The sequence below is a fragment of the Hyphomicrobium sp. 1Nfss2.1 genome, assembly GCF_965243865.1.
Taxonomy (GTDB): Bacteria; Pseudomonadota; Alphaproteobacteria; order Rhizobiales; family Hyphomicrobiaceae; genus Hyphomicrobium_A.
Genome location: NZ_OZ251603.1, coordinates 1,451,065 through 1,473,881 on the forward strand (window position 1 = coordinate 1,451,065; position 22,817 = coordinate 1,473,881).

The following is a 22,817-nucleotide window of genomic DNA, read 5'->3' on the forward strand; positions in this document are numbered from 1 at the left end:
CGTTTAGACCGATGGCATTGCGAGGGCCCCGCCGTTTACAGGCGAGGGCCCTCTTGCTAGAAGCCCCCTTCTTAGCGACCCCGGCAAGCGGCTGTGGAGGCGTAAATGCCCTTCGATCCCCGTCCTGAGGGCCGGGCAACTCCGACGATGAAGATTGTCGCCGGAAATTCCAATCGACCACTTGCGGAAGCGATCAGCGCGCACCTCAAGCTGCCCCTCACCAAAGGGCAGGTGAAGCGCTTCGCCGACATGGAGATCTTCGTCGAGATCCAGGAGAACGTCCGTGGCCAGGACGTCTTCGTCATCCAGTCGAACTCCTTCCCCGCCAACGACAACCTGATGGAGTTGCTGATCCTGCTCGACGCGCTGAAGCGCGCCTCGGCAGCTCGCATCACCGCTGTCATTCCGTATTACGGATATGCCCGCCAGGACCGGAAGCCTGGCCCCCGCACACCCATCACAGCCAAGCTTGTCGCCAACCTGATTGAGCGCGCCGGCGCCGACCGCGTGATGACGCTGGACCTGCACGCCGGCCAGATCCAGGGCTTCTTCGACATCCCCACCGACAACCTGTTCGCCGCGCCCGTGATGGTTCGCGACATCCAGGAGCGCTACAAGGGCAAAAACCTGATGGTGGTTTCGCCCGACGTCGGCGGCGTCGTGCGCGCCCGCGCCCTCGCCAAACGCATCGAGGCGCCCATCGCCATCTGCGACAAGCGCCGTGAGCGACCCGGCGAATCCGAGGTCATGAACGTCATCGGCGACGTGAAGGGCATGCGCTGCATCCTGATCGACGACATCGTCGATTCTGGCGGCACGCTGGTGAACGCTGCCGAAGCGCTACTGAAGAACGGCGCCGTTGAGGTGATGGCCTATATCACCCACGGCGTGCTGTCGGGCGGTGCCGTCAGCCGCATCCAGGCCTCTAAGCTGAAGTCGCTCGTCATCACCGACTCAATCCAGCCGACCGCCGCCGTCCTCGCCGCCAAGAACATTCGCGTGCTGTCGATTGCGCCGCTGATTGGCGAGGCCATCCTGCGCACCGCGCGCGAGGAGAGCGTCTCGAGCCTGTTCTACTGACACCCGCGCGTGAGGCGGCTGCCATCGGCGACATCCGGTCGCCGTGATGCTACGCGACCAGGCCCAGCACTCCCAACGGAGCAAGACCCGGGCCCGGGCAAAAGGGCACGAGCCCGGCAGAAGGATCAGGCCGCCTCGAGCGGCCCATGATCATCGCAGTGATCGCCGTGCGGATGATGCAGATGACCGTCGACCAGATAGTCGACGTGATCGCCATGCGGTACAGCCTCGTGTCCGCAGCCTGGGCCATGCTTATGCCCGGGCTCGTGCCCCACGCAGCGATGCTCCGGCGTACACCTGTCGGGATTCTTACCCGACACTTCGATCACATGCTCATCGACGTGATCGCCGTGCATGTGATGCAAGTGGCCGTCGTGCAGGTAATCGACATGATCGCCGTGCTGGACGGCCTTGTGGCCGCAGCCCGGTCCGTGCTGGTGCGCGTGATTTGCGTGATGCGGATCCGAACACGTCGACATAGGCGCCTCCCGATGCGAGTCATCGAACGTTGGCACCGATTCTACGGCAGTTGCGCGGCATTGACCAGTCGAGTTGTGCTCGACGGCCAATGCCGCGCGCAACGCACTAATTCAGTTTCACCGATCCGAAGAGGCGAACGCTTGCGCCAGGCTGCAGAACTTCTTCCTTGAGGAAAGACGAGTGGTTGCGAACCTCCTGGTCAGCGAGGTTCTCGCCCTTGATGCCGATGGTGGTCACTGGAGTGATGCCATCGTGCGTCTCGCCGCGGTACGTGTAGCTAAGCTCCGCAGAAACAAGCGTGTATCCCTCGGTAGGCGTCTCGCCGAGACCGATCTGATCCTGATCGAAGGCGTGCAGCAGACCAGTCCTGAAGAACCACGTTGGGTCGCGGTAGAAAATGCCACCGCCGAGGCGGTGTGGCGGAATGCGCGGCACGTATTCGCCGTCCGCAAACTCGGCGTGCACGAAGTCGTACTGGCCATCGATGCCCCAAAGACCGTTCCAGACGCGGCCGACATCATACTGCGCCGTGAGTTCGGCACCGTAGAAGGTCGCGTCGCGCTGCTGGAACGTTACCTGCTGCAGGTCACCGGAGCCGCCGAGGGCACATGAGGCGAGGTTTTCTTCGCAAAACACGCCGGGCGTCACCTGCCTGTAGATGAAGTCCGAGAACTGCGTGTAGTAGACGGTGGTATCGAAGCGCAGATCCCCCTTGGCGCGTTTGAAGCCCAGTTCGATGGTCTTCGCCGACTCGATGCCAAGATTGGGATTTCCGATCTCGAAGGTGCCGCTGGCCTCGTGCGCTCCCTTTGAGAACAGCTCTGTGGCTGCCGGAGCGCGCTCCACATATGCCGCCGTTACGCGGGCGACGATGTCGCTTGGCAGTTCATAGAGAGCACCAATGCTGGCGCTGAGCGGTGTATAATCGCGCTCGCCCCGGAACACTACGGGATTGTCCGGGTCGGTGACGTCGGTCCAGCCTAGACCATCGACGGTCGTATTCTCGATGCGCCCGGCCGCCTGCAGGCGAAGATACCGCGAAACCTGCAGCTCTTCGAACATGAACCCGGCAACCTGGTCTGTCGTTGACGGCTCCAGCAGGTTGTCGGCATCGTCCTCGAACGCCAGTCCTGTCGTCTTCCGGTGATCGATTTGGATGCCGGCGGCGCCACGCAGTTCGCCGAGCGAGGTCGCGAATGCCTGATGCTCGACCTCGATGCGGCCTTCCTGCTCCTTGTTGAGGAACCGCGCACCGATCTCCCCTTCCGGCGACACTTCGTTGTGCTGGTAGTCGCTGGCACCGAACCAGTAGCGGATCGCTTCGATGCCGTTCGAGTTCACACGCCATTCGCCCTTCGACATGATCTTGTCCTGCTGCATGTCGATATGCGCGTCCTCGCCGGGGATACCATAGAGGCTGTTGAACTCGGTGAATGAAACGCCCGCATAGCCGTCACGGCCGACGAACGAGCCGCCGAACGATACGCCGTCCGTGTCGACGAACGAGTTGGACTGGCGTCCTTGCGGCGTGTCGTAGTCGTCTGCCTTCCGCTTGAACGCATCGGCATGAAAGACAAAGTTGCCCGAGCCGGCGTTAGTGCTGAATCCGCCGTCCCGACCTTCGTCGACCGATGTGATGCCGCCGCGGATCTCCGCATCGAACCCGTTGCGCGGCATGTACGATGGAATGCGATTGTTATCGACCGACACCACACCGCCGATCGCCTGGCTGCCATAACGTAGCGTAGCTGGGCCACGCACGACTTCGACCTTGTCCGCCGCGTAAGGATCGACGGGAATGGCATGGTCTTCCGAGATCGCCGACACGTCCTGCGTGCTGATGCCGTTTTCCTGAATGCGGACGCGGTTTTCATCAAGCCCGCGGATGATCGGCCGGTTCGAGCCAGGCGCAAACGTCGAGCCGATGATACCGGGCTTATTCATCAACGTGTCGGTGATCGTCGGGCCGGCGGTGGATTGGATCTCGCGCGAGGTGGCGACGGTGACGGCTACGAACGCGTCATCATCGACGATGGCACCGGGAAGCGGTTGCAGCTCCGGCGCCGCTGGCGCGTCCGAGGGAGCCGGCGCAGAAGCCGTCGACGCTGTCGTCCGCTTGGTGGACTTCTTCGGCTTCGCGATCGGGCTAGCGCTCGTGGTGACGGTCACCGCGGGCAGTTCCACAACGCCGCTTGAAGTGGTCCCCGACGCCGATGGCGCCGCGGTCTGCGCCACAACCGGCGCGCTACTCATCATCAGTGCCGCCGCAGCGACGCTGTACGCAACTGATACTCTCACGGATACGCCCCCTAACACGCAATACGGATGTTATAATATCCATTAACTAACTATGGTCAACCTAGGGTGCGCCGGTCGCTATGCCATGAGCTCGCAAGTGCAGACTGTGAGCCACACTGCGTAGCCAGCCGGACTCGCCGGCGATCGCATTGGCCGGCCGATCGACTTTGATTTCGTCAGGTCAGGAGACAGTAGACCGCCACAATGAAACGCAGCTCACCCAGCGATGCGGTCCGTGCAGGCGCGGCAGCGACCACGCAATTCGAGCGTCATGCGCTCGACAGCGAACTTGGATTTGCGCGCCCACGCCGCCAAGCGATCGACTGCGGCCGGCTCGTCGAACTCGGACACCGTCCCGCAGTCATTGCAGATGGCGAACACCGCCGTGCCCTCATGGCTGGGGTGCCGGCAGGCAACGAACGCGTTGATCGATTCCAGCCGGTGCGCCTGCCCATCGGCGATGAGACGGTCGAGCGAACGATAGACGGTCTGCGGGGCAAGGCTGGCCTTCTCGCGCAACTCCTCGATCAGCTCGTATGCGCTCACGGGACGGCCGACATCGCGCAGGGCATCGGCGATCATCTTGTCCTGCTCGGGGGCAGCACGGCGCTTTGGCAGCTTGCGCGTCATCGATCCGTCCAGGCTTGGCAGCTATGAATTGAACTATAACATCAAAAGCGTGCGATCCGCATACAATGGCGGCCGATCACCTTTATCTTCAAGCGCTTCGCCTCCCGCAAGCCTCGGCTGTCCCCGCCCCGGGTTAACCCTTCTGGCGAAGCCGACTGGAGCGCCCTGCGGACATTGCCAACCCCCCGCCCGAAGGCTATAAACCGCGCCATCTCAAGCAAAAACGCGTGAGACGGCGCCCGGCACCCTTGGAGGCCGCGCCGCGTGATAGGGCCGCAAGGCCCTGATTTTTTTGGAGAAACAGCCATGGCTCAGCAACCGATCGAGCTGAAAGCCACGGCGCGCCCGCGTGCCGGCAAGGGGGCCGCACGCCAAGCTCGTCGTGAAGGAAAAGTTCCAGCTGTCATTTATGGCAACGGCGAAACGCCCGTAGCCATCGCCCTCGACTACAATGACCTGTGGAGGCAGGTTCTCAAGGGCCACTTCACCTCCACCGTTCTCGACATCGACGTCGAAGGCACGAAGTCGCGCGTTATTCCGCGTGACCTTCAGGTTGACCCGGTGAAGGATCTGCCGGTGCACGTCGATTTCATGCGCATCGCCAGCGACGGTCGCATCCGCGTCGAGGTCCCCGTTCGCTTCGTCAACGACCAGGCCTCGCCCGGCCTGAAGCGCGGCGGCGTGCTCAACATCGTCCGTCACGATGTCGAAGTCATCTGCCCCTGGGATCACATCCCACCATACTTCGAGATCGACCTCACCGGGCTTGAGATCGGCCGCTCGATCCACGTCTCGACCATCGTCCTGCCGAAGGACGCCGAGCTCACCATCAAGGACCGCGACTTCACCATCGCCACCATCGCCGGCGCAGTGAAGGAGTCCGAATCCGGCGCTGGTGCAGCTGCTGGCGACGCCGCCGCCGCTGCAGGCGCAGCCCCAGCCGCCAAGGCTGCCGCTCCTGCCGCCAAGGCCGGCGCGGCCCCTGCCGCCAAGGCTGCAGCTCCTGCTGCCAAGCCCGGCGCAAAGAAGTAATCGAACTGCGGGCGCGGCTCAGGCTGCGCCCGCATTCCTCCGCGCGGGGCGATGCCAATGAAGCTGTTCGTTGGATTGGGAAACCCAGGCGCAGAATACGCACGCCACCGCCACAACGTGGGCTTCATGGCCCTCGACAAGATCGCCGACGCGCATGGCTTCAGCGCGTGGCGCAAGCGCTTCCAAGGCGAAACCGCGGAAGGCACGATCGGCGGCGAACGGGTCGTTCTTCTGAAGCCGGCAACCTACATGAACGAGAGCGGCCGTGCCGTCGGCGAAGCCGCGCGCTTCCTCAAAATTCCGCTCGAGGACATCTACGTCTTCCACGACGAGATCGACCTCGCCCCTTCCAAGCTGAAAGTGAAGTCCGGCGGCGGCAATGCCGGGCACAACGGACTGCGCTCGATCTCGGCCCACATGGGCAACGACTACGCGCGCGTTCGCATTGGCGTCGGCCATCCCGGAGCCAAGGAAGCCGTTGCACGTTACGTGCTGCATGACTTCGCCAAGGTCGAATATACTTGGCTCGATCCCATGCTGGACGCCATGGCCGATGCAGCGCCCTTCCTCGCCAAAGGAGACAGCGCGCGCTTTCTATCCAACGTCGCCCTCAAGATGAATGAGGACGACGAGCCGGAAGCGACGCCCGCGAAATCCGCCGTCCCATCAAAGCCCAAGCCCGCGCCGCGCAATCCGCACCCCGCTGGCGAGCGTCAATCAAAACGTGCCACCGCGCTTGCTGATAACTTGAAAAAGTGGCTTGCCGGCCGCGGCGACAAGGAATGATGTCTCGGCCGTCTTGAAGACGACCACGGGAGCGCTTATTCCCCCCGCATGACCGCCATCATATCGATCAAAGATCTGTCGAAGACATATGCCGGCGGCTTTCAGGCGCTGAAGCGTGTCGATCTCGATATCGAGCGCGGCGAGATTTTCGCCCTGCTCGGTCCCAACGGCGCGGGCAAGACCACGCTGATCTCTATCATCTGCGGGCTCGTCAATCCGACGACCGGTTCCGTCACCGTCGATGGCGGCGACATCAAACGCGACTATCGCCGCGTCCGCGAGATGATCGGCCTCGTCCCGCAAGAGCTGACCACGGACCACTTCGAGACCGTATGGAACGCGGTCTCCTTCAGCCGCGGCTTGTTCGGCAAGGCGCCAAATCCCGCCTACATCGAGAAAATCCTTCGCGCCCTTTCGCTATGGGAGAAGAAGGACAACCGCATCATGGAGCTCTCGGGCGGCATGAAGCGGCGTCTCTTGATCGCCAAAGCTCTTTCGCACGAGCCCACGATCCTGTTCCTCGACGAACCAACTGCCGGCGTCGACGTCGAGCTGCGCAAGGACATGTGGCAGGTGGTGCGCGATCTACGCGCAGCCGGCGTCACCATCATCCTCACCACGCATTACATCGAGGAAGCCGAGGAGATGGCCGACCGCGTCGGTGTCATCACCAAGGGTGAATTGATCATCGTCGAAGACAAGGCCGAGCTGATGCGCAAGCTCGGCAAGAAGCAGCTCACGCTGCAGCTCAGCGAGCCGCTCTCCGAAATTCCGGCCTCACTCTCCATGCATGAGCTCGAGCTGTCCGCCGACGGGAACACGCTGACCTTTACCTACGATACCCGCGCCGGCCGCACCGGCATCACGTCGCTGCTCGACGATATGCGCTCAGCCGGGATCGGCTTCTCCGATCTCGACACCACGCAATCCTCGCTCGAAGACATCTTCGTCGATCTCGTCAGGAGCAAGAAATGAACCTGCACGCGATCAAAGCCATCTACATGTTCGAGATGTCGCGCGCCATGCGCACGGTCATGCAGAGCATCATTTCGCCTGTGATCTCGACCTCACTCTATTTCATCGTATTCGGCGCGGCCATCGGCTCACGTATCCAGCACATCGAAGGCATCAGCTACGGCGCCTTCATCGTGCCGGGCCTCATCATGCTGCAGCTTTTGACGCAATCGATCTCGAACGCATCCTTCGGCATCTATTTTCCGCGCTTCACCGGAACCATTTACGAGGTGCTGACGGCCCCGATCTCGCCGCTCGAGATCACCCTCGGTTATGTCGGAGCAGCGGCCACCAAGTCGATTGCGCTCGGCCTCATCATCCTCGCCACCGCCGCTGTGTTCGTCGACCTGCACATCGCCCATCCGCTGGCGATGCTGGCCTTCCTCGTGCTGACAGCGCTGACGTTTTCCCTGCTCGGCTTCATCATCGGCATCTGGGCCGACGGCTTCGAGAAGTTGCAGGTCATTCCTCTGCTCGTTATCACGCCACTGACATTCTTGGGTGGCACCTTCTATTCGATCAACATGCTTCCGCCGTTCTGGCAAAAGGTGACGCTATTCAACCCTGTGGTCTATCTCGTCAGCGGATTTCGCTGGAGCTTCTACGGTGTTGCAGACGTCAACATCTTCGCCAGCCTGGGCATGACGGCGCTGTTTCTGCTTATCTGCCTGGGGGTTATCTGGCGCATCTTCAGCACGGGCTACCGTCTCAAGACCTGACATCTGCCCGCATCCAAGCTTGCGCAAGCAACGGCGAGAGGCCAGTGTAACCACGCGTCGCCCGGGGGGCGTTCTGCGCGCGGTGGTTGGCATCGACAGGGGAGCGACACATGAACGGCATAATCAATTCCATCGTCCAGTTTCTGCAGCAGGGCATCGCCGCGATCTTCAGGTTCCTGCAGCTCATTTGGACGTGGTCGTTCGGTCAGATCGTCTCGATTTTCTCGTCCGACTGGCAGGCATTGCCGATCTGGAAGATCGTCATCCTCGTCGTCGCGCTGGTGGCCATCGCCTACATTCTCTATCGCGCCGCGCTCGTTCTCTGGTCCGGGGTCGTCGCCCTATTCCAGGCCTTCGTCGCGCTCCTCAGCACATTCGTTTCGGTGCTGCCGCAGATCGTCATCGCCGGCCTGATTGCATTCGGCGCCGGTTACGTCATCCAGCACGTGAATTTCTGAGCCCGACGACAGCGCAGCGCTCCGCTTTCGTACCTCGCGTCCCACTAGGATTTGCGCCATGCCCGACCTGCTCCCCGGCCTGCAATGGTACGCCATTGGAGCCTTCGTCACCGGCTTCGTCTTGTCATGGATCCTCTGCGCCGTTCCTGTTCCCGCTGACGCACTCGTAGACCCGGACGACGAGGACCGGCGGCGCGGCCTCTTCTGGTGGCTGCGGCGTGGCTACCGCGTCTACGACAAGGGCGCCGGCTGGTGGGACCGCATCTCCTGGTTCCTCGGTCTCTTCAAGACCAACGCCGGCGTCGCCATGCTCGTTGGCACCACAGCGGTCGGCGGCACCTACACCGCACTGGAGATCCGCCATCGCGTCATCGAGCCGATGAAAATGGAAACCGCGGCCATCAAGCCCGAGGTCGAACCCGAGGTGCGCCAGACGCGCAACTCCACGGTGTTCGCAATCGAGGGCAAGGACAAAGCCGGACGCACCGGCTCGTTCGATGTCGTCGTGCTGAACAAGAGCTTCCTCTGGGTGAGCGGTAGCTCTGACGACCTCGAGAAGGACGGACAGGCCATTCCACGCGCTGACCTTGCCGCTGCCGTTCTCGACGATGAGGTGCGCACCGCGCTGTCCGACGCCAAGGAAGTGATCACCGTCGGAACCGCCTCCCAGGAAGGCAATGCCGCCGACGAGGTCGCCCGCGCCGAGCGCCGTGCCAAACAAGCCGCAGCGCTGGTATCCACCGCCGTCGCTCAGAACGTGCCGATCTACACGCTGAACCTCGGCCAGTATCGCGACCCCTGCACCGATTGCGAGACCGGCGGCACCAGCTGGCAGCGGCCGTTCATTGTCATCGCCGTCAAGCAATCGGACCCCGGCACCAACATCGGCGAAGCTCTTGCCGACGCCATGAGCGGCAAGGACAAACTGCCCAGCCCGACAAGCTACTCCACCTTCGCGCTCACGCAGTTCCGCTGATTCAACAACCCTGGCGACGGCTTGCGCATCTCCATTCATACATTTGGGACGCGCGGGGATTTCCAGCCTTATCTTGCCATGGCTCTCGGGCTTCAAGCACGCGGGCATGACGTACAGCTGGCCGCGCCACGACAATTTGCAGCCACGGCGGAAAAACACGGCATCTGCTTCGCCGCACTTCCCGGCGAGCTCCTGAACCTCATCGGCACCCCAGAAGGCAAGGCTGCCCTGACGCGCGGCAAAGGGTTTGGTGCAGGTTTGGGCCTGTTGAAACACGCACGCCCCCTAATGCGCGATCTCCTCGACGCCGATTGGAACGCTGTCCGAAGCTTCGCCCCTGACCTTCTGATTTATCATCCGAAGTCGCTAGCGATTCCACACATCAGCGAGCTGATCGGCGTTCCGTGCATGCTCGCATCGCCATTGCCGGGTTTCACGCCGACATCTGCGTTTCCGACACCGATACTGCCGTTCTCAAATCTTGGCCCACTCAACAAAGCCAGCCACGGCCTGGCAACCAGAAGCGCCAGCCTTCTGTTCGGCGGCCTGCTGCGGAAATGGCGTGCATCGCTCGATCTGCCGCCGTCTGCCCGCCCTCACACTCCACTAGCCACGCTCTACGCATACAGTCCTCGCGTCGTTCCACGGCCAGCAGATTGGGGCAGCGATGTCCTCGTCAGCGGCTATTGGTTCCTCGACGCCCCGAGCTGGACTCCTGATCCCGACCTCGCCGCGTTTCTGACCGAGGGAGAACCGCCGATCTACATCGGCTTCGGCAGCATGCCAGGGCTTGATCCGCAACAACTGACCCAGATCTGCGTCGAAGCCCTCGCACGATGTGGAAAGCGCGGCGTGCTTGCGACCGGTGGCGGCGCGCTCGCGCACACGGCAAACACGCCGCTTGTCCGCACCATCGCCGAGGCACCCCACCACCAGCTATTTTCCTACGTCGGTGCCACGATCCACCATGGCGGAGCCGGAACGACTGGCGCCGCCCTGAGGGCTGGCAAACCGACCGCTGCCTGTCCATTCTTTGGTGATCAGCCCTTTTGGGCCCGGCGCATTGCACACCTGGGCGTCGGCCCCCCTGCCCTGGATCGCAAGCATCTCACGCCTGACCGCTTGGCATCCTCGATCATGGTGATGGACGACCCAGACATGCGAGCCCGCGCATCATCCATTGGCGCAGCCATCCGCACCGAGGACGGCATCGCATCGGCAGTAGAATTCATCGAGAAGATCATGCAGGCGACACCGCGCACCGCAGTTCCCCGATAGCGGGCGGCCTCGCACAAGGAGACGCTCTGCAAGCCAGCCGTTGCGCACCACTTACCGTGCTGGCAACTCCAACACGACCCGCAGGCCGCCCGCCGGCGACTGATCAAGCGCAATTGTGCCGCCGTGCGCCTCGACGATCTGCTTTACGATTGCGAGCCCTAGCCCGCTGCCACCCGTCTCTCGGCTGCGTGACGACTCGCGCCGGTAGAACGGCTCAAGCACCAGCGCTCGCTCCGCAGCGGGAATGCCCGGTCCCTTGTCATCGACCGTAATCCGCCATCCCTCATGCCGGGCGCTGACGGTGATGTCCGGTGCACCCCCGCCATAGCGAACGGCGTTGTCGACGAGATTGGTGAACAGCCGGCGCAGCGCAACCGGATCCGCCCGCATCGTCAGCGCGCCTGCCGGCGCGGTGAGACTGACACCGGAATAATCCTGCACCACGATCCGCAAGACCTCGCCGAGGTCAACGTCATTGATTTGCCTCTCCGATGCCATGCCCCGCGCGACTGCGAGCGCATCATCGATCAGAGCCGTCATCTCATCGAGGTCGCGCTCTGCCCGGGCACGCTGGTCGCCATCTTCAATCATCTCAGCGCGCAGTTTCAGACGCGTGATGTACGTCTTGAGGTCGTGTGATACGGCCCCCAGCAGGACGGTTCGTCCCTTGATCAGCGTTGCGATGCGCTCCTGCATGCGGTTGACCTCTTCGATCAGCCGCCGCAGCTCTGGAGCCCCGCGCAGCGCGACGCGATTGGGTTGCCCATCACGCGCAAAGCGCGCCACCGACCCTGACAGCGCCTTCAGCGGCCGCGCCTCTCGCCATACCGCAAACAGCGCCGCTATACCCACCAGAGACCCAAGCACACCCACCCAGAAACCTGGCGGCATTCCGAACAGGCGCCGTGCAATCTCCCCGCGCGTCTCGAACACCGCGTACCCGCCGCCTTTCAGGCCAACCGCCACGCGCAGTGGAAACTGCGCCAGCCGCCACAACCTCCCACGCCCAAGCTGCCAGTCGCCGAGCGCATCCGGATCAGCCGACGCAATGATTTCGCGGCTGCCCAGCGCTCCCACGTAGCGATTGATCAGCCACTCGATCCCGCGCAGTCGCCGAATATCAGCGGGCACCTCAGGCGCACTTGGTGATAGGCTGACATACAGTGTGTCGGTGCTAACGGCCGCAAGTACGGTCTGCCGCTGAGCCTCGTCCGACTTCTCCAGAAGATCGACAATCGCCGCCATCTGGTGCGGCAACGGCAATGCCGACGGCAGGGGAGCGATCGGGGTGCGCGAGACATAGCTCAGCCCCGCTCCCAGCGCCCACAGCGCGACCAGCGCCAGCATCAAGATAGCCGATACGCGTCCGACGAAACCGAGCCGTCCGAACACTCACACCTCCTCGACGCGCGCCGAAAGCACATAGCCCGCGTTGCGGAGTGTTTTGAACAGTGGCGTTGCCCCGACATCGACTTTCTTGCGCAGCCGGCTGATCTGCACATCGATGGTGCGGTCGAACGTGTCCGCGCGCCGCCCGCGCGTCCAGTCCATCAGCTGCTCGCGCGACAAGACGCGGCCCGGCCGCGTGACGAAGCACTCGAGGAGATCGAACTCCGCGCTCGTCAGGTCGATGACGGCCTCGCCGCGGGCAACGGTGCGCGTGTCGAGATCGACCGTCATGTCGCCGACCTTGAATTGCCGTCTTGATATTGGCGCTGGCTCGTTGCGTCTCAGGATCGCCCTGATACGGGCCACCAGCTCGCGCGGATTGAAAGGCTTCGGCAGATAATCGTCCGCACCCAGCTCCAGCCCGACGATGCGATCGACATCTTCGCCCCGTGCCGTCAGCATCAGGATCGGCACCCGCGATGCGGCACGGAGCCTTCGGCAGATGGAAAGCCCATCCTCGCCGGGCAGCATCACGTCGAGCACGATCAGGTCCGGCTCGCCGAACACCGCCAGATGCCGGTCGAGCGCGGAAGCACCGTCACCGATCTCCGCCCGGAAGCCCTGCTTGCGCAAGTAGCCCTGCACAAGAGACCGGATCTCCGGATCGTCCTCGATGACAAGAATATTCGGCCGCTCACTCATGGAGACGATGTGAAGCCACATCGCCCACTCTGGCAAGACCGGCGCCCGGCACGGTTACAAAACGAAAAACTGGCCGCAGTTCTCGCAACACCCCAGCAAAACTGCGCCCGCATCTTCTCCTCGTCGCGCCCCTCTGGCGCTTTGGTTAAATGGAGAAGACGTCATGATCCTATCGAAGTCTCACCTTGGCTCCGTCTGCATGGCTACCCTGCTGCTGGCTGCCGCTGCCACCGTCGCCGAAGCTGGCTGGTCTCGATCGGGCGGCGGAACAGGCCCCAATGGCCGCAGCTGGTCGCGGTCGGCTTCAGGCTCCTGCGCTAATGGCGCGTGCTCCTCGAACCGCACCTACACCGGCCCCAACGGCGGAACCGTAAGCCGCAGCGGAGCCTCTAGCTGCGCCAACGGCACCTGCGGCTCTTCGGCAACCTGGAGCGGATCCAACGGGAACACCGTGACGCGCAGTGGCTCAGTCACGCGCTACTGATCCGGCAAGCGGCGGGGAAGTGGGGCCCGCCGGTCCCTTCAACAAGCCTTCTGCAACGGATCGCACCATGCGCAACGCTGTCGTCGCAACGTCACTCGCCCTCGCAACGCTCTTCGCCACCACGAGCACGACCCTCGCCCAATCTTCGCCACCACTGACTGAGGCCGATATCTCCGCACTCGCCCGCAGTCCTGCAATCAAAGCTGCCGCCTCGGCTTGCTCCGACGATCGCTGGCGGCTCTGCCCGGCAGTCATGCCCGGCGGCGGTCGCATCGTCCGTTGCCTTGTCGCCAATCCCGACGCGCTCAGCCCCGGATGCCGCGCTGCAATTATGAAGGCGCGCGACCAGGTCGCCGCCACCCGAGACGGCAACGCTTCTCCCCCACCGGCCAAATAGCCGGTGCGCGCGCAGGTTCAGGTTTGGCAGCTCCTTTCCTGCACCTGCGCGCACCCCCGTCAGTCGATCAGCATTGAAAAGGTTGTGCCATGCCCGACCTGCCGGCGTTCCTGATGAACGCCAAGTCGCCGCTATTCGGCTTCTTTCCCATCGCTCTCGCCTTCATCGCGCTCGAGCTGATCTACATGAAGCTCGCGCACCACGATGCCGACCATGACACGAGCGAAACGGCGGCCTCCGTCGGCGTCGCCATCGGCGACATCCTCGCCCGGATGATCACCGGCGTAATTGCCGCCGTGCCCTTCTATGTCTGCTATCGGCACCGGCTGCTCGACATCCCCCTGAACACCGCCTGGAGCTGGATCGCCCTCTTTCTTGGCACGGAATTCTTCTACTACTGGTTCCATCGCGCATCGCACCGGATCCGCTGGCTGTGGGCGACGCACGCGGTGCATCACTCGGCAACGCATTTCAATCTGTCCGCTGCCATCCGCCTCGGATGGACTGGAACGATCAGTGGTGCCTTCGTCTTTTTCCTGCCCTTGGCGATCATCGGATTTCATCCACTCGCCATCGGGCTCATGCTCGGACTCGGTCTCGTCTATCAGTTCTTCCTGCACACGGCCCTGCCGGTGACGCTCGGGCCGCTCGAATGGGTATTGAACACACCGCAGCATCACCGCGTGCATCACGCTTCCAATGAGACCTGCCTCGACAAGAACTACGGATCCGTCCTCATCGTCTTCGACCGTCTGTTCGGAACCTTCGCCGCAGCACCCGCCGATGAACCGCTGAGGTTCGGCCTCAAGGGCCGCACGCCGAGCAACAATCCCATTCGCATCGCCCTGTCGGAATGGAGCCACTTGTGGTGCGATGTAAAAAAGGCCTCAACCTGGCGCGCTAAAGCCAAGGTGCTGCTCGGCGCTCCTTGAGCGATCAAGATCACACGCCGCGCGCCAGACCTTCCAGATCCGCCCGCAATTCGTCCGGATTCCGCGACAGCATCCGATCGATCTCATCGTGCGCCGCACGCCAAACGGGCACAGCGCGCGCTAGGAGCTTCTGCCCCGCCGCCGTGATCTTCAGCAGCCGGCTGCGCTTATCCTTGTCATCGACCACGATCTTCAGAAGCTTGCGCCGCTCCAAGGGCTTCAAGTTCGCCGTCAACGTCGTGCGATCCATCGCCAGCAGCTGCGCGATCTCGCCAATCGTCGGCGCCGCTGGACGATTGAGCGATATCAGCAGCGAGAACTGGCCGTTCGTGATCTCGAGTGGGCGCAGCGCCTCGTCAAAATGACGCGCGATCGCACGCGCCGCCCGCTGCAAATGCAAGCACAGGCAGCGATTGCGAACCTCGTGCGTAACCGACAGCGGAAGCTCATCGAGCATTGACATGCTCTCAATTACGTTGATATCAACATAATGTCAATTGATGCCGGAAAGGACTGAGGAGCAGCTCATGTTGGAAGTGCTGACATACGTCGCTATCGCGCTCATCGCCGCTATTGCCGTCACGCTGTTCATCGCATCGCGACGCCCGGACGAGTTCTACGCCGCTCGGTCCCTGAAGATCGCAGCGCCGCCTACGCGCCTTCACGGCCTCATCAACAACCTGAAACTCATGAACACCTGGAACCCCTATGCACTGCGCGATAGCGGCGGCACCGCGCGCTACTCGGGTCCCGATGCCGGTCCAGGCGCCACATTCCATTTCGCCGGCAAGAGCGGCACCGGCTCCGTCAGCGTCACCGACACATCGCCGTCGATGATCGGCATGCGTCTCCTGATGACGAAGCCGTTCGCAGGTGACAACCGCGTCGAGTTCACGTTGAAGCCCATCGGCGATGAGACCGAAGTCACGTGGGCGATGAAGGGTGTGGCGGGGCTGCCCGGAAAAGTCTTCTCGCTGTTCGTCAACTGCGAACGCATGATGGCGCGCGATTTCGACGAAGGCCTCGCCAACCTCAAAGCCATCGCCGAAGCAGCTTGATCGGTATCCGGGAGAGAGAAATGGCCGTAACCTTCGCCCCCCACCTCTGGTACGCGAACAACGCCGAGGAAGCCGCGCGCTTCTACGCATCGGTGATCCCCGCATCCTCCGTCGATCGCGTAACGCCGCTGCCAGCCGAAACGCCATCAGGCCCCGCGGGCTCCGTCTCGGTCGTCGAGTTCACGCTCGCGGGCACTCCCGTCATGGCGATCTCCGCGGGCCCGCATCACGAATTCAACGATGCCATCTCGCTTGTCCTCACATGCGACACGCAAGGCGAGATCGACAGGCTCTGGGACGGCCTGTTGCAAGGCGGCGGCAAGCCGGTGCAGTGCGGCTGGCTCAAGGATCGCTATGGCGTCTCATGGCAGATCGTCCCGCGCAGGCTCGGCGAGTTGATCGCACACGCCGACAAAGCCCGCGCCGCGGCCGTCACCAGAGCCATGCTGCGGATGGTCAAGCTCGACATAGCCGAACTCGAGGCGGCCGCCTGATCGGGCGGCGCCGGGGCTTGCCCGAAAGCGTAACAATGTTACGTTGACCCGCCTTTGAAAAGCGGGAGATCGACCAATGCCGAGCCAGTCCAACCCATCGACAGAGGTCAGCGCCTCAGAGGCCCTAGCTCGCATTGTCCGCGATTTCGCAGCCGACAGCGGCACCGTCCACTTCCTTGGCGAGGATGGCCTACTGCATCTCGCGGCCGTAACCGATGGCATGCCCGAGCCGGTGCTCGCCATCATCCGTACAATCCCCGTAGGCAAGGGCATGGCCGGCCTCGCCGTCGAGCGCGCCGAGCCGGTCAACGCGTGCAACCTCCAGACCGACACCAGCGGTGACGTGCGCCCTGGTGCCAAGGCCACCGGGCTTTCCGGCTCCATCGTCGTTCCCATCTTCGCCGGCGAAACCGTCGTCGGCGCGCTCGGTGTCGCCAACCGCTCGGAGCGTACCTTCTCCGACGCCGAGATATCGGCGCTGCTCGCCGAAGGCCGCCAGCTCGCCCCCCTGCGCGCCAACTGACGCTCTCAAAGCGCGCATTTGCCGCTGGCGCAAAACGATTGCGCCAATGATCCATCCCGATCCAGAATGTCTGCCTGCGCATCTTATGCGGATGATCTTCCTGCCGAGCATGGAGGAACGTCGTGGCAAGACTTGCGGCCATCCTGCTGGCGCTATGCGCCTTGTGCCCCGCGCCCGCCGCCCGCGCCGAGCCTGTCTACGACTTCGTCGCCAATTGCCGCCACCAGCGCCTCGGCGACTGCTTCGCCCTGATCAACGAACGTCTCAATGTGCTCAATAGCGGAACGCACCGGAGCATCTGCCTTCCGCGTGCCTTCGGCGGACTGATGCTTGGAGACGGTGTCGTCCCCGTGTCCCTGCTGGAGCACGTCCGGGTTAAGCTTTCCGCCGCCCGCTTCGGCCACGCCGGCGACGACGCAAACGCGACCATCGCCAGCATTATCAATGGGATTTACCCCTGCGAGCGCCCCCGTGCGGCCATGGCACCGGCTCCGGCAGCCCGCCCCCGTTGATCTGCGGCAACACCGGGCTTCACTTTTGCAGCCGAAGCCTCTAGGCATGCGGCAACCAGGCTGAGCGCCCCGCTCGCCGTCCCGCCACATAACTCGAGACTTCAAAACATGGGCTTCAAATGCGGCATCGTGGGTCTGCCGAACGTCGGCAAATCCACCCTCTTCAATGCGCTGACGCAGACCGCGGCAGCCGAGGCCGCCAATTATCCATTCTGCACTATCGAGCCCAACGTGGGCGAGGTCGGCGTGCCGGACGAACGGCTCGACAAGCTGGCCGCCGTTGCCGGTTCTGGGCAGATCATTCCCACCCGCCTCACGTTCGTCGACATCGCCGGCCTCGTGCGCGGGGCCTCCAAGGGTGAAGGTCTCGGCAACAAGTTCCTCTCGCACATCCGCGAGGTCGATGCCGTCGCCTACGTCCTGCGCTGCTTCGAGGATGACGACATCACCCACGTCGAGAACCGCATCGATCCGCTCGCCGACGCCGAGGTGGTGGAAACCGAACTGATGCTCGCCGACATGGAGAGCCTCGATAAGCGCATTGCCGCCGCCGAGAAGAAGGCCAAGGGTGGCGACAAGGATTCGAAGGCGCTGGTTGCCGTCATGGAAAAGGCCCTTGCGCCACTGCGCGAAGGCAAGCCCGCACGCACCGCCGACATCACGCCTGAAGAGCGCCCGATCTTCCTCGGCCTTCAGCTTCTCACTTCCAAGCCCGTTGTCTACGTGTGCAACGTAGAGGAAGCGTCCGCCGCAAACGGCAACGCCTATTCCAAGAAGGTCGAAGAGAAGGCTGAGGCCGAAGGCGCCGTCACCGTCGTCATCTCCGCCAAGATCGAAGCCGAGTTCGCGAGCCTCCCCGCCGCCGACCGCAGCGAGTTCCTCGCCGAGATGGGCCTCGAAGAACCGGGCCTAAACCGCCTCATTCGTGCCGGCTACAAGTTGCTCGACCTCGTCACCTACTTCACCGTCGGCCCCAAGGAGGCACGCGCCTGGACCATCACGCGCGGCACCAAAGCCCCGCAGGCTGCCGGCGTCATCCACACCGACTTCGAAAAGGGCTTCATCCGCGCCGAAACCATCGCCTACGACGATTACGTCGGACTGGGTGGCGAGGTCGGCGCCAAGGATGCCGGCAAGATGCGCCTCGAAGGCAAGGAGTATGTCGTCAAGGACGGCGACGTCATGCACTTCCGCTTCGCCAACTAGCCCACTGAGCGATGCCGGGACAGTTCCCAGCCATCGAGCCCTATGTCTCCGGCATGCTCGATGTCGGCGACAGCCATCAAATTTACTGGGAGTGCAGCGGTAACCCCGCTGGCGAACCAGCACTCTTCCTGCACGGCGGCCCAGGAACGGGCTGCTCTCCCAATCAGCGGCGCTTTTTCGATCCGCAGATTTATCGGGCAGTATTAATCGATCAGCGCGGCGCAGGGCGCAGCCGACCGCTTGCGAGTAATCTCGACGCCGACTTGTCCGCTAACACCACTGCCCACCTGATCGCCGACATCGAGGCACTTCGGACACTCCTCTGCATCGACCGTTGGACAATTCTCGGGCTCTCCTGGGGGACTACTCTCGGCCTCGCCTATGCTCAAGCTCACCCGCATCGGGTGAAGGCAATGGTACTAGGGTTCGTCACCACCACCTCGCGTTCAGAAGTCCGTTGGATCACCGAGGACGTGGGACGCATCTTTCCCGAAGAATGGGAACGCTTCTCTGAGGCTATGCCGGACAACCTGCGTCACCTCCCACCGGTTGACGCCTATGCCATCATGCTCGCCGACCCTGATCCAATCGTTCGCGACAAAGCTGCGCTGGCTTGGTGCAACTGGGAAGACGCTCACGTATCGCTCACTCCTGGTCACACCCGAAGTCCGCCGTTTCAAGATACCGAGTTTCGACTTCGCTTCGCGCGTCTCGTCACGCACTACTGGCGAAATGCGGCGTTCCTCGAGGAGGATCAATTGATCCGCGACGCCTCCAAACTCAGCGGCATCCCGGGTGTGTTGATCCACGGACGCTATGACGTAAGTGGACCTCTCGTCACCGCGTGGAAGCTGCACAGGCAATGGAAAACCAGCCACCTGCATATCCTCGACGATGCAGGGCACGGTGGCGGCAGCCAATTCATGCCTCTGGTCATCCAATCACTGAGCGAGTTTGCAGATCTGTAAGTTTGGCAAACCCGAACGCTAAGGCTTGTGGATAATTTGTGGCACGCACATCTGTGCCCCACACTCAGAGGCTGTCCCCATTGGCAGCGGCCTGATCCGCGCCCATATGCCTGCAATCGCCATCCAACATGGAGGTTCCGGCATGCAGGCGATGGAAATCCAGGAACACGCGCGCAAACTGCGAGAGGCGAGAGGCGATTTGGCTCTGGCTCACGCCGCGCAAAAGGCCCGCGATTTAGAGCACCAAGGGAACACAATCGAAGCGCAGAACTGGCGGCGAATTGAAGCGGCGCTGCGCCAGATGCAAGGCCCACGCGTTAGCTAGGGATAAGGGAGTAGCGGCCTCGTCGCTGCTCCCATAGGGACGGGACAAGAAACAACATGAGCAATATTGCCAAAACACTCGTTTCCGTAATGTGCCTCGCAGCGTTGAGCGCGACGGCTTCTGCCGACACGACGCCCAACGCCGCCACCTCAAAGCCCGATCAATCGCCCGCGGTCACCACCGGCAGCATTGACGTCGAGCCATCGTTCGAAAAACGAATTGAGGAATGCATGGCCGCCTGGGACAGAAAAACCCACATGACCAAGGCGCAGTGGAAGCGCTCCTGCCGCACGACGCTGCAAAGCCTCGCCGACTGATCTGCGCTGATCAGGAATCCTGCGCACGCTGCCCATAGCTTTTGAAGCGTTCGAGGACGCGCGCCATTTCCTCGTCCGGCAGGATATGCGCCTCGCCGATCGACAGCACATTCACGTACTGCTGCGCCAGCACTTCCACCTCGTGCGCAAGCTCGAGCGCTTGGGCGAGATCCTTGCCGATCGCGATCTGCCCGTGGTTCGCCATCAGGCATGCATTGCGGTGCGCGAGCCCCTCGCCCACGTGCCGCGCTAGCTCCTCCGTGCCGAACGTGTCGTACGGCACCAGCGGAATATCGCTGCCGCCGGCAACTGCCACCATGTAGTGAAATGCCGGGATCGGCTTGTGCGCGCACGCCAGAACGGTTGCGTAAAGCGAGTGCGTATGCACCACCGCATTCATATCCGTCCGCGCCCGATACGCCGCCAGATGAAAGCGCCACTCACTCGACGGCTTGCGCAGCGACCGCCCCTGCAACGTCCCTTTGCCGGTGACGAATACGATATCGCGCGGCTTCAGCGTCTCGTACTGCACCCCCGTCGGCGTGATCAGCATGCCGCCCTTCCAGCGGCACGAGACATTCCCCGATCGTCCCGGCGACAGCCCCGACCGGCTCATCGCCAACGCTGTCTCGATCACCGCACGGCGCGCGCGCTTCTCGGCCTCGTCCAGCTTGATCTGCTTATCCGCCTTCATCACGGCACATCGCCCGCAGCCCAATCGTCCCGGGCACACCCTGCCACAGGTTCTTTGGCAGAAATATAAAAGGTTGTAGCAGCGCTAGTCGTTCGCCCGCTCCGGATAGAGCGACAGCAACCCCTCACGCGTCGCGGGGCAAACGCCACGTTCGGTAATGAACCCCGTGACGAGGCGGGCCGGCGTCACGTCGAACGCCGGATTGCCGGCGGGCGACCCGGGCGCTGCGATCTCTACCGTAACGACCGTCCCGTCCGGGAGACGGCCGGGCATCTTCAGCACCTCATCGCCCGAGCGTTCCTCGATCGGGATCGACATCCCCTCCGCAAGCGTCCAGTCGATCGTCGAGTGCGGCAGCGCCACGTAGAACGGTACGCCATTGTCCTTCGCCGCCAGTGCCTTGAGATATGTGCCGATCTTGTTGGCGACATCGCCATTGGCCGCCACCCGGTCCGTGCCGACGATGACGAGGTCGACCCGGCCGTGCTGCATCAGATGCCCGCCCGCGTTGTCGACCACGATCGTATGCGGCACGCCATGACTGCCGAGTTCATACGCGGTCAGCGAAGCGCCCTGATTGCGCGGACGCGTCTCGTCCACCCAGACATGCAGCGGCACGCCCGCATCGTGCGCCTGATAGATCGGCGACGTTGCCGTGCCCCAGTCGACGCAGGCGAGCCAGCCCGCGTTGCAGTGGGTCAGAACTTCGACCCGTGCGCCGCCCTTTGTCTTGGCGATGTCATCAATCAGCGCCTTGCCGTGAACGCCGATCAGCCGGCACGTCTCCACGTCGTCGTCACAGATCTGCGCAGCACGCGCATACGCGGCTGCCACGCGGTCCGCGCGCGGCAGGTTCAGCACCGCCCGGAGCATTTCATCCAGCGCCCAGCGCAGGTTGATCGCCGTCGGACGCTGCTTGGCGAGATAAGCGCTGGCGCGGTCAATCGCTTCGTCTGAAGCGTCCTCGCGTATCGCCATCGCCAGACCGTACGCAGCCGTCGCCCCGATCAGAGGCGCGCCACGCACCTGCATCGTCAGGATCGCACGCGCAGCATCCTCCATCGACTTCAACGGCACCACGACGAATTCGTGCGGCAACCGCGTCTGATCGATGACATCGACCGACCAGCCATCTGCCGCCAGCCATATCGTCCGGTACGCTTCGCCGTTGATCTTCATCGCTCAATCGCCACCAGACATGATCGGAGACATGGGAATGTGAATGGTATGGCCGAGCCCGCACGAGGGGCACGAGAGCACATACCATTCGGCATAAGGGCGCGTGGAGCGATCCTCAATGACGAGGCCGTCCTCTTCGCAGACCGGGCACGCCACCGGCTCCAGCGGCGACAACCGCCAGTCCGCCACGCGCGCCAGCGCCTCACGAAATCTGTCTGGGGGAAGTGGATTTCCGCTCACGTCTACGCCTATCAGTGACCCTCGAACGCCATCAGCGCATGCGTGCGCACACCATGGCTGCGCAAAAGGTCGAGACCGCCCAGATCGGGCAGATCGACGAGAAACGCAGCGCCCGCCACCAGCCCGCCCGTCCGGCTGATCAATTTCGCGGCAGCTTCCGCCGTGCCGCCGGTCGCAATCAGATCATCGACGATCAGGATGCGCTCGCCCGGCTTGATGGCGTCGGCGTGGATCTCGATGATGTCCACGCCATATTCCAGCGTGTACTGCTGCCCGATCGTCTTCCACGGCAGCTTCCCCTTCTTGCGAATGGGGATGAAGCCGCACGACAGCCGATCGGCAACCGCGCCGCCCAGGATGAACCCGCGCGCCTCGATCCCCGCCACCGCGTCGATCTTGTCGTCGAGATAAGGCGCTGCCATCGCTTCGACCGAAGCCTTGAACCCTTCGGCGTTGCCCATCAGCGTCGTCACGTCCCGGAACAGGATCCCAGGCTTGGGGTAATCCGGTATGGTACGTACAAGGTGCCGCAAGTCGATCAAGTGAAGCCCTCCCGCCAAATTGCGGGCGCAAAATAGCAATATCGATCTCAAGACGGTAGGCGTTTTACCGCCGCCCGATCACTGCATTGCTTAAACGCCCTTCT

29 protein-coding genes are annotated in these 22,817 nt (G+C 63.0%); 19 read left to right on the forward strand and 10 right to left on the reverse strand.

Annotation, left to right across the window (positions count from 1 at the left end; genetic code table 11):
- Positions 1 to 147: 147 nt before the first annotated feature.
- Positions 148 to 1,080 carry a ribose-phosphate pyrophosphokinase gene (locus tag ACP15D_RS07205; protein ID WP_424959187.1) on the forward strand — a complete coding sequence of 311 codons (933 nt, stop codon included), beginning with the start codon at positions 148 to 150 and terminating at the stop codon, positions 1,078 to 1,080.
- 125 nt (positions 1,081 to 1,205) lie between these two features.
- Here the strand turns inward: ACP15D_RS07205 and ACP15D_RS07210 are convergent, their stop codons facing one another.
- The 3 genes from ACP15D_RS07210 to ACP15D_RS07220 form a co-directional block, all read right to left on the reverse strand.
- On the reverse strand, positions 1,206 to 1,559 hold the full coding sequence (locus ACP15D_RS07210; RefSeq protein ID WP_424956857.1) for a hypothetical protein: 354 nt from the start codon (positions 1,557 to 1,559) through the stop codon (positions 1,206 to 1,208).
- Positions 1,560 to 1,665: 106 nt separating this feature from the next.
- Positions 1,666 to 3,858 carry a TonB-dependent receptor gene (locus tag ACP15D_RS07215; RefSeq protein ID WP_424956858.1) on the reverse strand — a complete coding sequence of 731 codons (2,193 nt, stop codon included), beginning with the start codon at positions 3,856 to 3,858 and terminating at the stop codon, positions 1,666 to 1,668.
- Positions 3,859 to 4,074: 216 nt separating this feature from the next.
- The gene (locus ACP15D_RS07220) at positions 4,075 to 4,488 is read right to left on the reverse strand and encodes a Fur family transcriptional regulator (RefSeq protein ID WP_424956859.1); all 414 of its coding nucleotides are present in this window, start codon (positions 4,486 to 4,488) and stop codon (positions 4,075 to 4,077) included.
- 306 nt (positions 4,489 to 4,794) lie between these two features.
- Between ACP15D_RS07220 and ACP15D_RS07225 the strand changes: the two genes are divergently transcribed.
- From ACP15D_RS07225 to ACP15D_RS07255, 7 genes are all read left to right on the forward strand, one after another.
- A complete protein-coding gene (locus ACP15D_RS07225) occupies positions 4,795 to 5,520 on the forward strand; it encodes a 50S ribosomal protein L25/general stress protein Ctc (RefSeq protein WP_072372474.1) in 726 nt (241 codons plus the stop codon).
- A 57-nt stretch (positions 5,521 to 5,577) separates the two neighbouring features.
- Entirely contained in the window at positions 5,578 to 6,306 is a 729-nt protein-coding gene (gene pth / locus ACP15D_RS07230) for an aminoacyl-tRNA hydrolase (protein ID WP_424956860.1), read from the forward strand.
- Positions 6,307 to 6,354: 48 nt separating this feature from the next.
- Positions 6,355 to 7,281: an ABC transporter ATP-binding protein gene (locus ACP15D_RS07235; protein WP_424956861.1), complete on the forward strand. Its 927-nt coding sequence runs from the start codon at positions 6,355 to 6,357 to the stop codon at positions 7,279 to 7,281.
- Positions 7,278 to 8,039, forward strand: a complete 762-nt coding sequence (locus tag ACP15D_RS07240) for an ABC transporter permease (protein WP_424956862.1) — start codon at positions 7,278 to 7,280, stop codon at positions 8,037 to 8,039. The genes ACP15D_RS07235 and ACP15D_RS07240 overlap by 4 nt, the downstream gene beginning before the upstream one ends.
- Positions 8,040 to 8,149: 110 nt before the next feature.
- A complete protein-coding gene (locus ACP15D_RS07245; RefSeq protein WP_072372487.1) occupies positions 8,150 to 8,497 on the forward strand; it encodes a hypothetical protein in 348 nt (115 codons plus the stop codon).
- Between the two features lie 58 nt (positions 8,498 to 8,555).
- Positions 8,556 to 9,473 carry a hypothetical protein gene (locus tag ACP15D_RS07250; protein ID WP_424956863.1) on the forward strand — a complete coding sequence of 306 codons (918 nt, stop codon included), beginning with the start codon at positions 8,556 to 8,558 and terminating at the stop codon, positions 9,471 to 9,473.
- 21 nt (positions 9,474 to 9,494) lie between these two features.
- Positions 9,495 to 10,751: a glycosyltransferase gene (locus ACP15D_RS07255; protein WP_424956864.1), complete on the forward strand. Its 1,257-nt coding sequence runs from the start codon at positions 9,495 to 9,497 to the stop codon at positions 10,749 to 10,751.
- Positions 10,752 to 10,802: 51 nt separating this feature from the next.
- On the opposite strand, the gene ACP15D_RS07260 is transcribed toward ACP15D_RS07255, so the two are convergent.
- Positions 10,803 to 12,143: a sensor histidine kinase gene (locus ACP15D_RS07260; protein ID WP_424956865.1), complete on the reverse strand. Its 1,341-nt coding sequence runs from the start codon at positions 12,141 to 12,143 to the stop codon at positions 10,803 to 10,805.
- Positions 12,144 to 12,842, reverse strand: a complete 699-nt coding sequence (locus ACP15D_RS07265) for a response regulator (protein ID WP_424959188.1) — start codon at positions 12,840 to 12,842, stop codon at positions 12,144 to 12,146.
- A gap of 163 nt (positions 12,843 to 13,005) precedes the next feature.
- Here ACP15D_RS07265 and ACP15D_RS07270 point away from each other — a divergent pair, with 163 nt between their 5' ends.
- The 3 genes from ACP15D_RS07270 to ACP15D_RS07280 all read left to right on the forward strand — a co-directional run bounded on the left by ACP15D_RS07270 (position 13,006) and on the right by ACP15D_RS07280 (position 14,655).
- Positions 13,006 to 13,326, forward strand: a complete 321-nt coding sequence (locus ACP15D_RS07270) for a hypothetical protein (protein WP_424956866.1) — start codon at positions 13,006 to 13,008, stop codon at positions 13,324 to 13,326.
- Positions 13,327 to 13,393: 67 nt separating this feature from the next.
- Positions 13,394 to 13,723, forward strand: coding sequence for a cysteine rich repeat-containing protein (locus tag ACP15D_RS07275; RefSeq protein ID WP_424956867.1), 330 nt, complete (start codon positions 13,394 to 13,396; stop codon positions 13,721 to 13,723).
- Positions 13,724 to 13,812: 89 nt separating this feature from the next.
- A complete protein-coding gene (locus tag ACP15D_RS07280; protein ID WP_424956868.1) occupies positions 13,813 to 14,655 on the forward strand; it encodes a sterol desaturase family protein in 843 nt (280 codons plus the stop codon).
- Positions 14,656 to 14,665: 10 nt separating this feature from the next.
- On the opposite strand, the gene ACP15D_RS07285 is transcribed toward ACP15D_RS07280, so the two are convergent.
- Positions 14,666 to 15,118 carry a MarR family winged helix-turn-helix transcriptional regulator gene (locus ACP15D_RS07285; RefSeq protein ID WP_424956869.1) on the reverse strand — a complete coding sequence of 151 codons (453 nt, stop codon included), beginning with the start codon at positions 15,116 to 15,118 and terminating at the stop codon, positions 14,666 to 14,668.
- A 64-nt stretch (positions 15,119 to 15,182) separates the two neighbouring features.
- Between ACP15D_RS07285 and ACP15D_RS07290 the strand changes: the two genes are divergently transcribed.
- The 8 genes from ACP15D_RS07290 to ACP15D_RS07325 all read left to right on the forward strand — a co-directional run bounded on the left by ACP15D_RS07290 (position 15,183) and on the right by ACP15D_RS07325 (position 20,058).
- A complete protein-coding gene (locus tag ACP15D_RS07290; RefSeq protein WP_424956870.1) occupies positions 15,183 to 15,713 on the forward strand; it encodes an SRPBCC family protein in 531 nt (176 codons plus the stop codon).
- A gap of 20 nt (positions 15,714 to 15,733) precedes the next feature.
- Positions 15,734 to 16,207: a VOC family protein gene (locus ACP15D_RS07295; protein WP_424956871.1), complete on the forward strand. Its 474-nt coding sequence runs from the start codon at positions 15,734 to 15,736 to the stop codon at positions 16,205 to 16,207.
- A gap of 76 nt (positions 16,208 to 16,283) precedes the next feature.
- On the forward strand, positions 16,284 to 16,730 hold the full coding sequence (locus ACP15D_RS07300; RefSeq protein WP_424956872.1) for a GAF domain-containing protein: 447 nt from the start codon (positions 16,284 to 16,286) through the stop codon (positions 16,728 to 16,730).
- Between the two features lie 122 nt (positions 16,731 to 16,852).
- Positions 16,853 to 17,242: a hypothetical protein gene (locus tag ACP15D_RS07305; protein ID WP_424956873.1), complete on the forward strand. Its 390-nt coding sequence runs from the start codon at positions 16,853 to 16,855 to the stop codon at positions 17,240 to 17,242.
- A gap of 108 nt (positions 17,243 to 17,350) precedes the next feature.
- On the forward strand, positions 17,351 to 18,448 hold the full coding sequence (ychF, locus tag ACP15D_RS07310; protein WP_424956874.1) for a redox-regulated ATPase YchF: 1,098 nt from the start codon (positions 17,351 to 17,353) through the stop codon (positions 18,446 to 18,448).
- Between the two features lie 11 nt (positions 18,449 to 18,459).
- A complete protein-coding gene (gene pip, locus ACP15D_RS07315) occupies positions 18,460 to 19,416 on the forward strand; it encodes a prolyl aminopeptidase (RefSeq protein WP_424956875.1) in 957 nt (318 codons plus the stop codon).
- 142 nt (positions 19,417 to 19,558) lie between these two features.
- Positions 19,559 to 19,741 (forward strand): hypothetical protein, encoded by a 183-nt coding sequence (locus ACP15D_RS07320; RefSeq protein ID WP_424956876.1) that lies wholly within the window; start codon positions 19,559 to 19,561, stop codon positions 19,739 to 19,741.
- A gap of 56 nt (positions 19,742 to 19,797) precedes the next feature.
- Positions 19,798 to 20,058, forward strand: a complete 261-nt coding sequence (locus ACP15D_RS07325; RefSeq protein ID WP_424956877.1) for a hypothetical protein — start codon at positions 19,798 to 19,800, stop codon at positions 20,056 to 20,058.
- A 10-nt stretch (positions 20,059 to 20,068) separates the two neighbouring features.
- Here the strand turns inward: ACP15D_RS07325 and ACP15D_RS07330 are convergent, their stop codons facing one another.
- The 4 genes from ACP15D_RS07330 to ACP15D_RS07345 form a co-directional block, all read right to left on the reverse strand.
- The gene (locus tag ACP15D_RS07330) at positions 20,069 to 20,752 is read right to left on the reverse strand and encodes a class II aldolase/adducin family protein (RefSeq protein WP_424956878.1); all 684 of its coding nucleotides are present in this window, start codon (positions 20,750 to 20,752) and stop codon (positions 20,069 to 20,071) included.
- 84 nt (positions 20,753 to 20,836) lie between these two features.
- Complete coding sequence (gene mtnA / locus ACP15D_RS07335; RefSeq protein WP_424956879.1) at positions 20,837 to 21,931, reverse strand: S-methyl-5-thioribose-1-phosphate isomerase; 1,095 nt, start codon at positions 21,929 to 21,931, stop codon at positions 20,837 to 20,839.
- A gap of 3 nt (positions 21,932 to 21,934) precedes the next feature.
- Positions 21,935 to 22,171: a hypothetical protein gene (locus tag ACP15D_RS07340; protein ID WP_424956880.1), complete on the reverse strand. Its 237-nt coding sequence runs from the start codon at positions 22,169 to 22,171 to the stop codon at positions 21,935 to 21,937.
- 11 nt (positions 22,172 to 22,182) lie between these two features.
- Complete coding sequence (locus ACP15D_RS07345) at positions 22,183 to 22,713, reverse strand: adenine phosphoribosyltransferase (protein WP_072372532.1); 531 nt, start codon at positions 22,711 to 22,713, stop codon at positions 22,183 to 22,185.
- Positions 22,714 to 22,817 lie beyond the last annotated feature (104 nt).

Bases quoted from the DNA above. Each gene is read 5' to 3' on its own strand.
- ACP15D_RS07205 (WP_424959187.1), top strand. From the start codon at position 148: ATGAAGATTGTCGCCGGAAATTCCAATCGACCACTTGCGGAAGCGATC.
- ACP15D_RS07210 (WP_424956857.1), bottom strand. From the start codon at position 1,559: ATGTCGACGTGTTCGGATCCGCATCACGCAAATCACGCGCACCAGCAC.
- ACP15D_RS07220 (WP_424956859.1), bottom strand. From the start codon at position 4,488: ATGACGCGCAAGCTGCCAAAGCGCCGTGCTGCCCCCGAGCAGGACAAG.
- ACP15D_RS07225 (WP_072372474.1), top strand. From the start codon at position 4,795: ATGGCTCAGCAACCGATCGAGCTGAAAGCCACGGCGCGCCCGCGTGCC.
- pth (WP_424956860.1), top strand. From the start codon at position 5,578: ATGAAGCTGTTCGTTGGATTGGGAAACCCAGGCGCAGAATACGCACGC.
- ACP15D_RS07235 (WP_424956861.1), top strand. From the start codon at position 6,355: ATGACCGCCATCATATCGATCAAAGATCTGTCGAAGACATATGCCGGC.
- ACP15D_RS07240 (WP_424956862.1), top strand. From the start codon at position 7,278: ATGAACCTGCACGCGATCAAAGCCATCTACATGTTCGAGATGTCGCGC.
- ACP15D_RS07245 (WP_072372487.1), top strand. From the start codon at position 8,150: ATGAACGGCATAATCAATTCCATCGTCCAGTTTCTGCAGCAGGGCATC.
- ACP15D_RS07250 (WP_424956863.1), top strand. From the start codon at position 8,556: ATGCCCGACCTGCTCCCCGGCCTGCAATGGTACGCCATTGGAGCCTTC.
- ACP15D_RS07265 (WP_424959188.1), bottom strand. From the start codon at position 12,842: ATGAGTGAGCGGCCGAATATTCTTGTCATCGAGGACGATCCGGAGATC.
- ACP15D_RS07270 (WP_424956866.1), top strand. From the start codon at position 13,006: ATGATCCTATCGAAGTCTCACCTTGGCTCCGTCTGCATGGCTACCCTG.
- ACP15D_RS07275 (WP_424956867.1), top strand. From the start codon at position 13,394: ATGCGCAACGCTGTCGTCGCAACGTCACTCGCCCTCGCAACGCTCTTC.
- ACP15D_RS07280 (WP_424956868.1), top strand. From the start codon at position 13,813: ATGCCCGACCTGCCGGCGTTCCTGATGAACGCCAAGTCGCCGCTATTC.
- ACP15D_RS07285 (WP_424956869.1), bottom strand. From the start codon at position 15,118: ATGTCAATGCTCGATGAGCTTCCGCTGTCGGTTACGCACGAGGTTCGC.
- ACP15D_RS07290 (WP_424956870.1), top strand. From the start codon at position 15,183: ATGTTGGAAGTGCTGACATACGTCGCTATCGCGCTCATCGCCGCTATT.
- ACP15D_RS07295 (WP_424956871.1), top strand. From the start codon at position 15,734: ATGGCCGTAACCTTCGCCCCCCACCTCTGGTACGCGAACAACGCCGAG.
- ACP15D_RS07300 (WP_424956872.1), top strand. From the start codon at position 16,284: ATGCCGAGCCAGTCCAACCCATCGACAGAGGTCAGCGCCTCAGAGGCC.
- ychF (WP_424956874.1), top strand. From the start codon at position 17,351: ATGGGCTTCAAATGCGGCATCGTGGGTCTGCCGAACGTCGGCAAATCC.
- pip (WP_424956875.1), top strand. From the start codon at position 18,460: ATGCCGGGACAGTTCCCAGCCATCGAGCCCTATGTCTCCGGCATGCTC.
- ACP15D_RS07320 (WP_424956876.1), top strand. From the start codon at position 19,559: ATGCAGGCGATGGAAATCCAGGAACACGCGCGCAAACTGCGAGAGGCG.
- ACP15D_RS07325 (WP_424956877.1), top strand. From the start codon at position 19,798: ATGAGCAATATTGCCAAAACACTCGTTTCCGTAATGTGCCTCGCAGCG.
- ACP15D_RS07330 (WP_424956878.1), bottom strand. From the start codon at position 20,752: ATGAAGGCGGATAAGCAGATCAAGCTGGACGAGGCCGAGAAGCGCGCG.
- mtnA (WP_424956879.1), bottom strand. From the start codon at position 21,931: ATGAAGATCAACGGCGAAGCGTACCGGACGATATGGCTGGCGGCAGAT.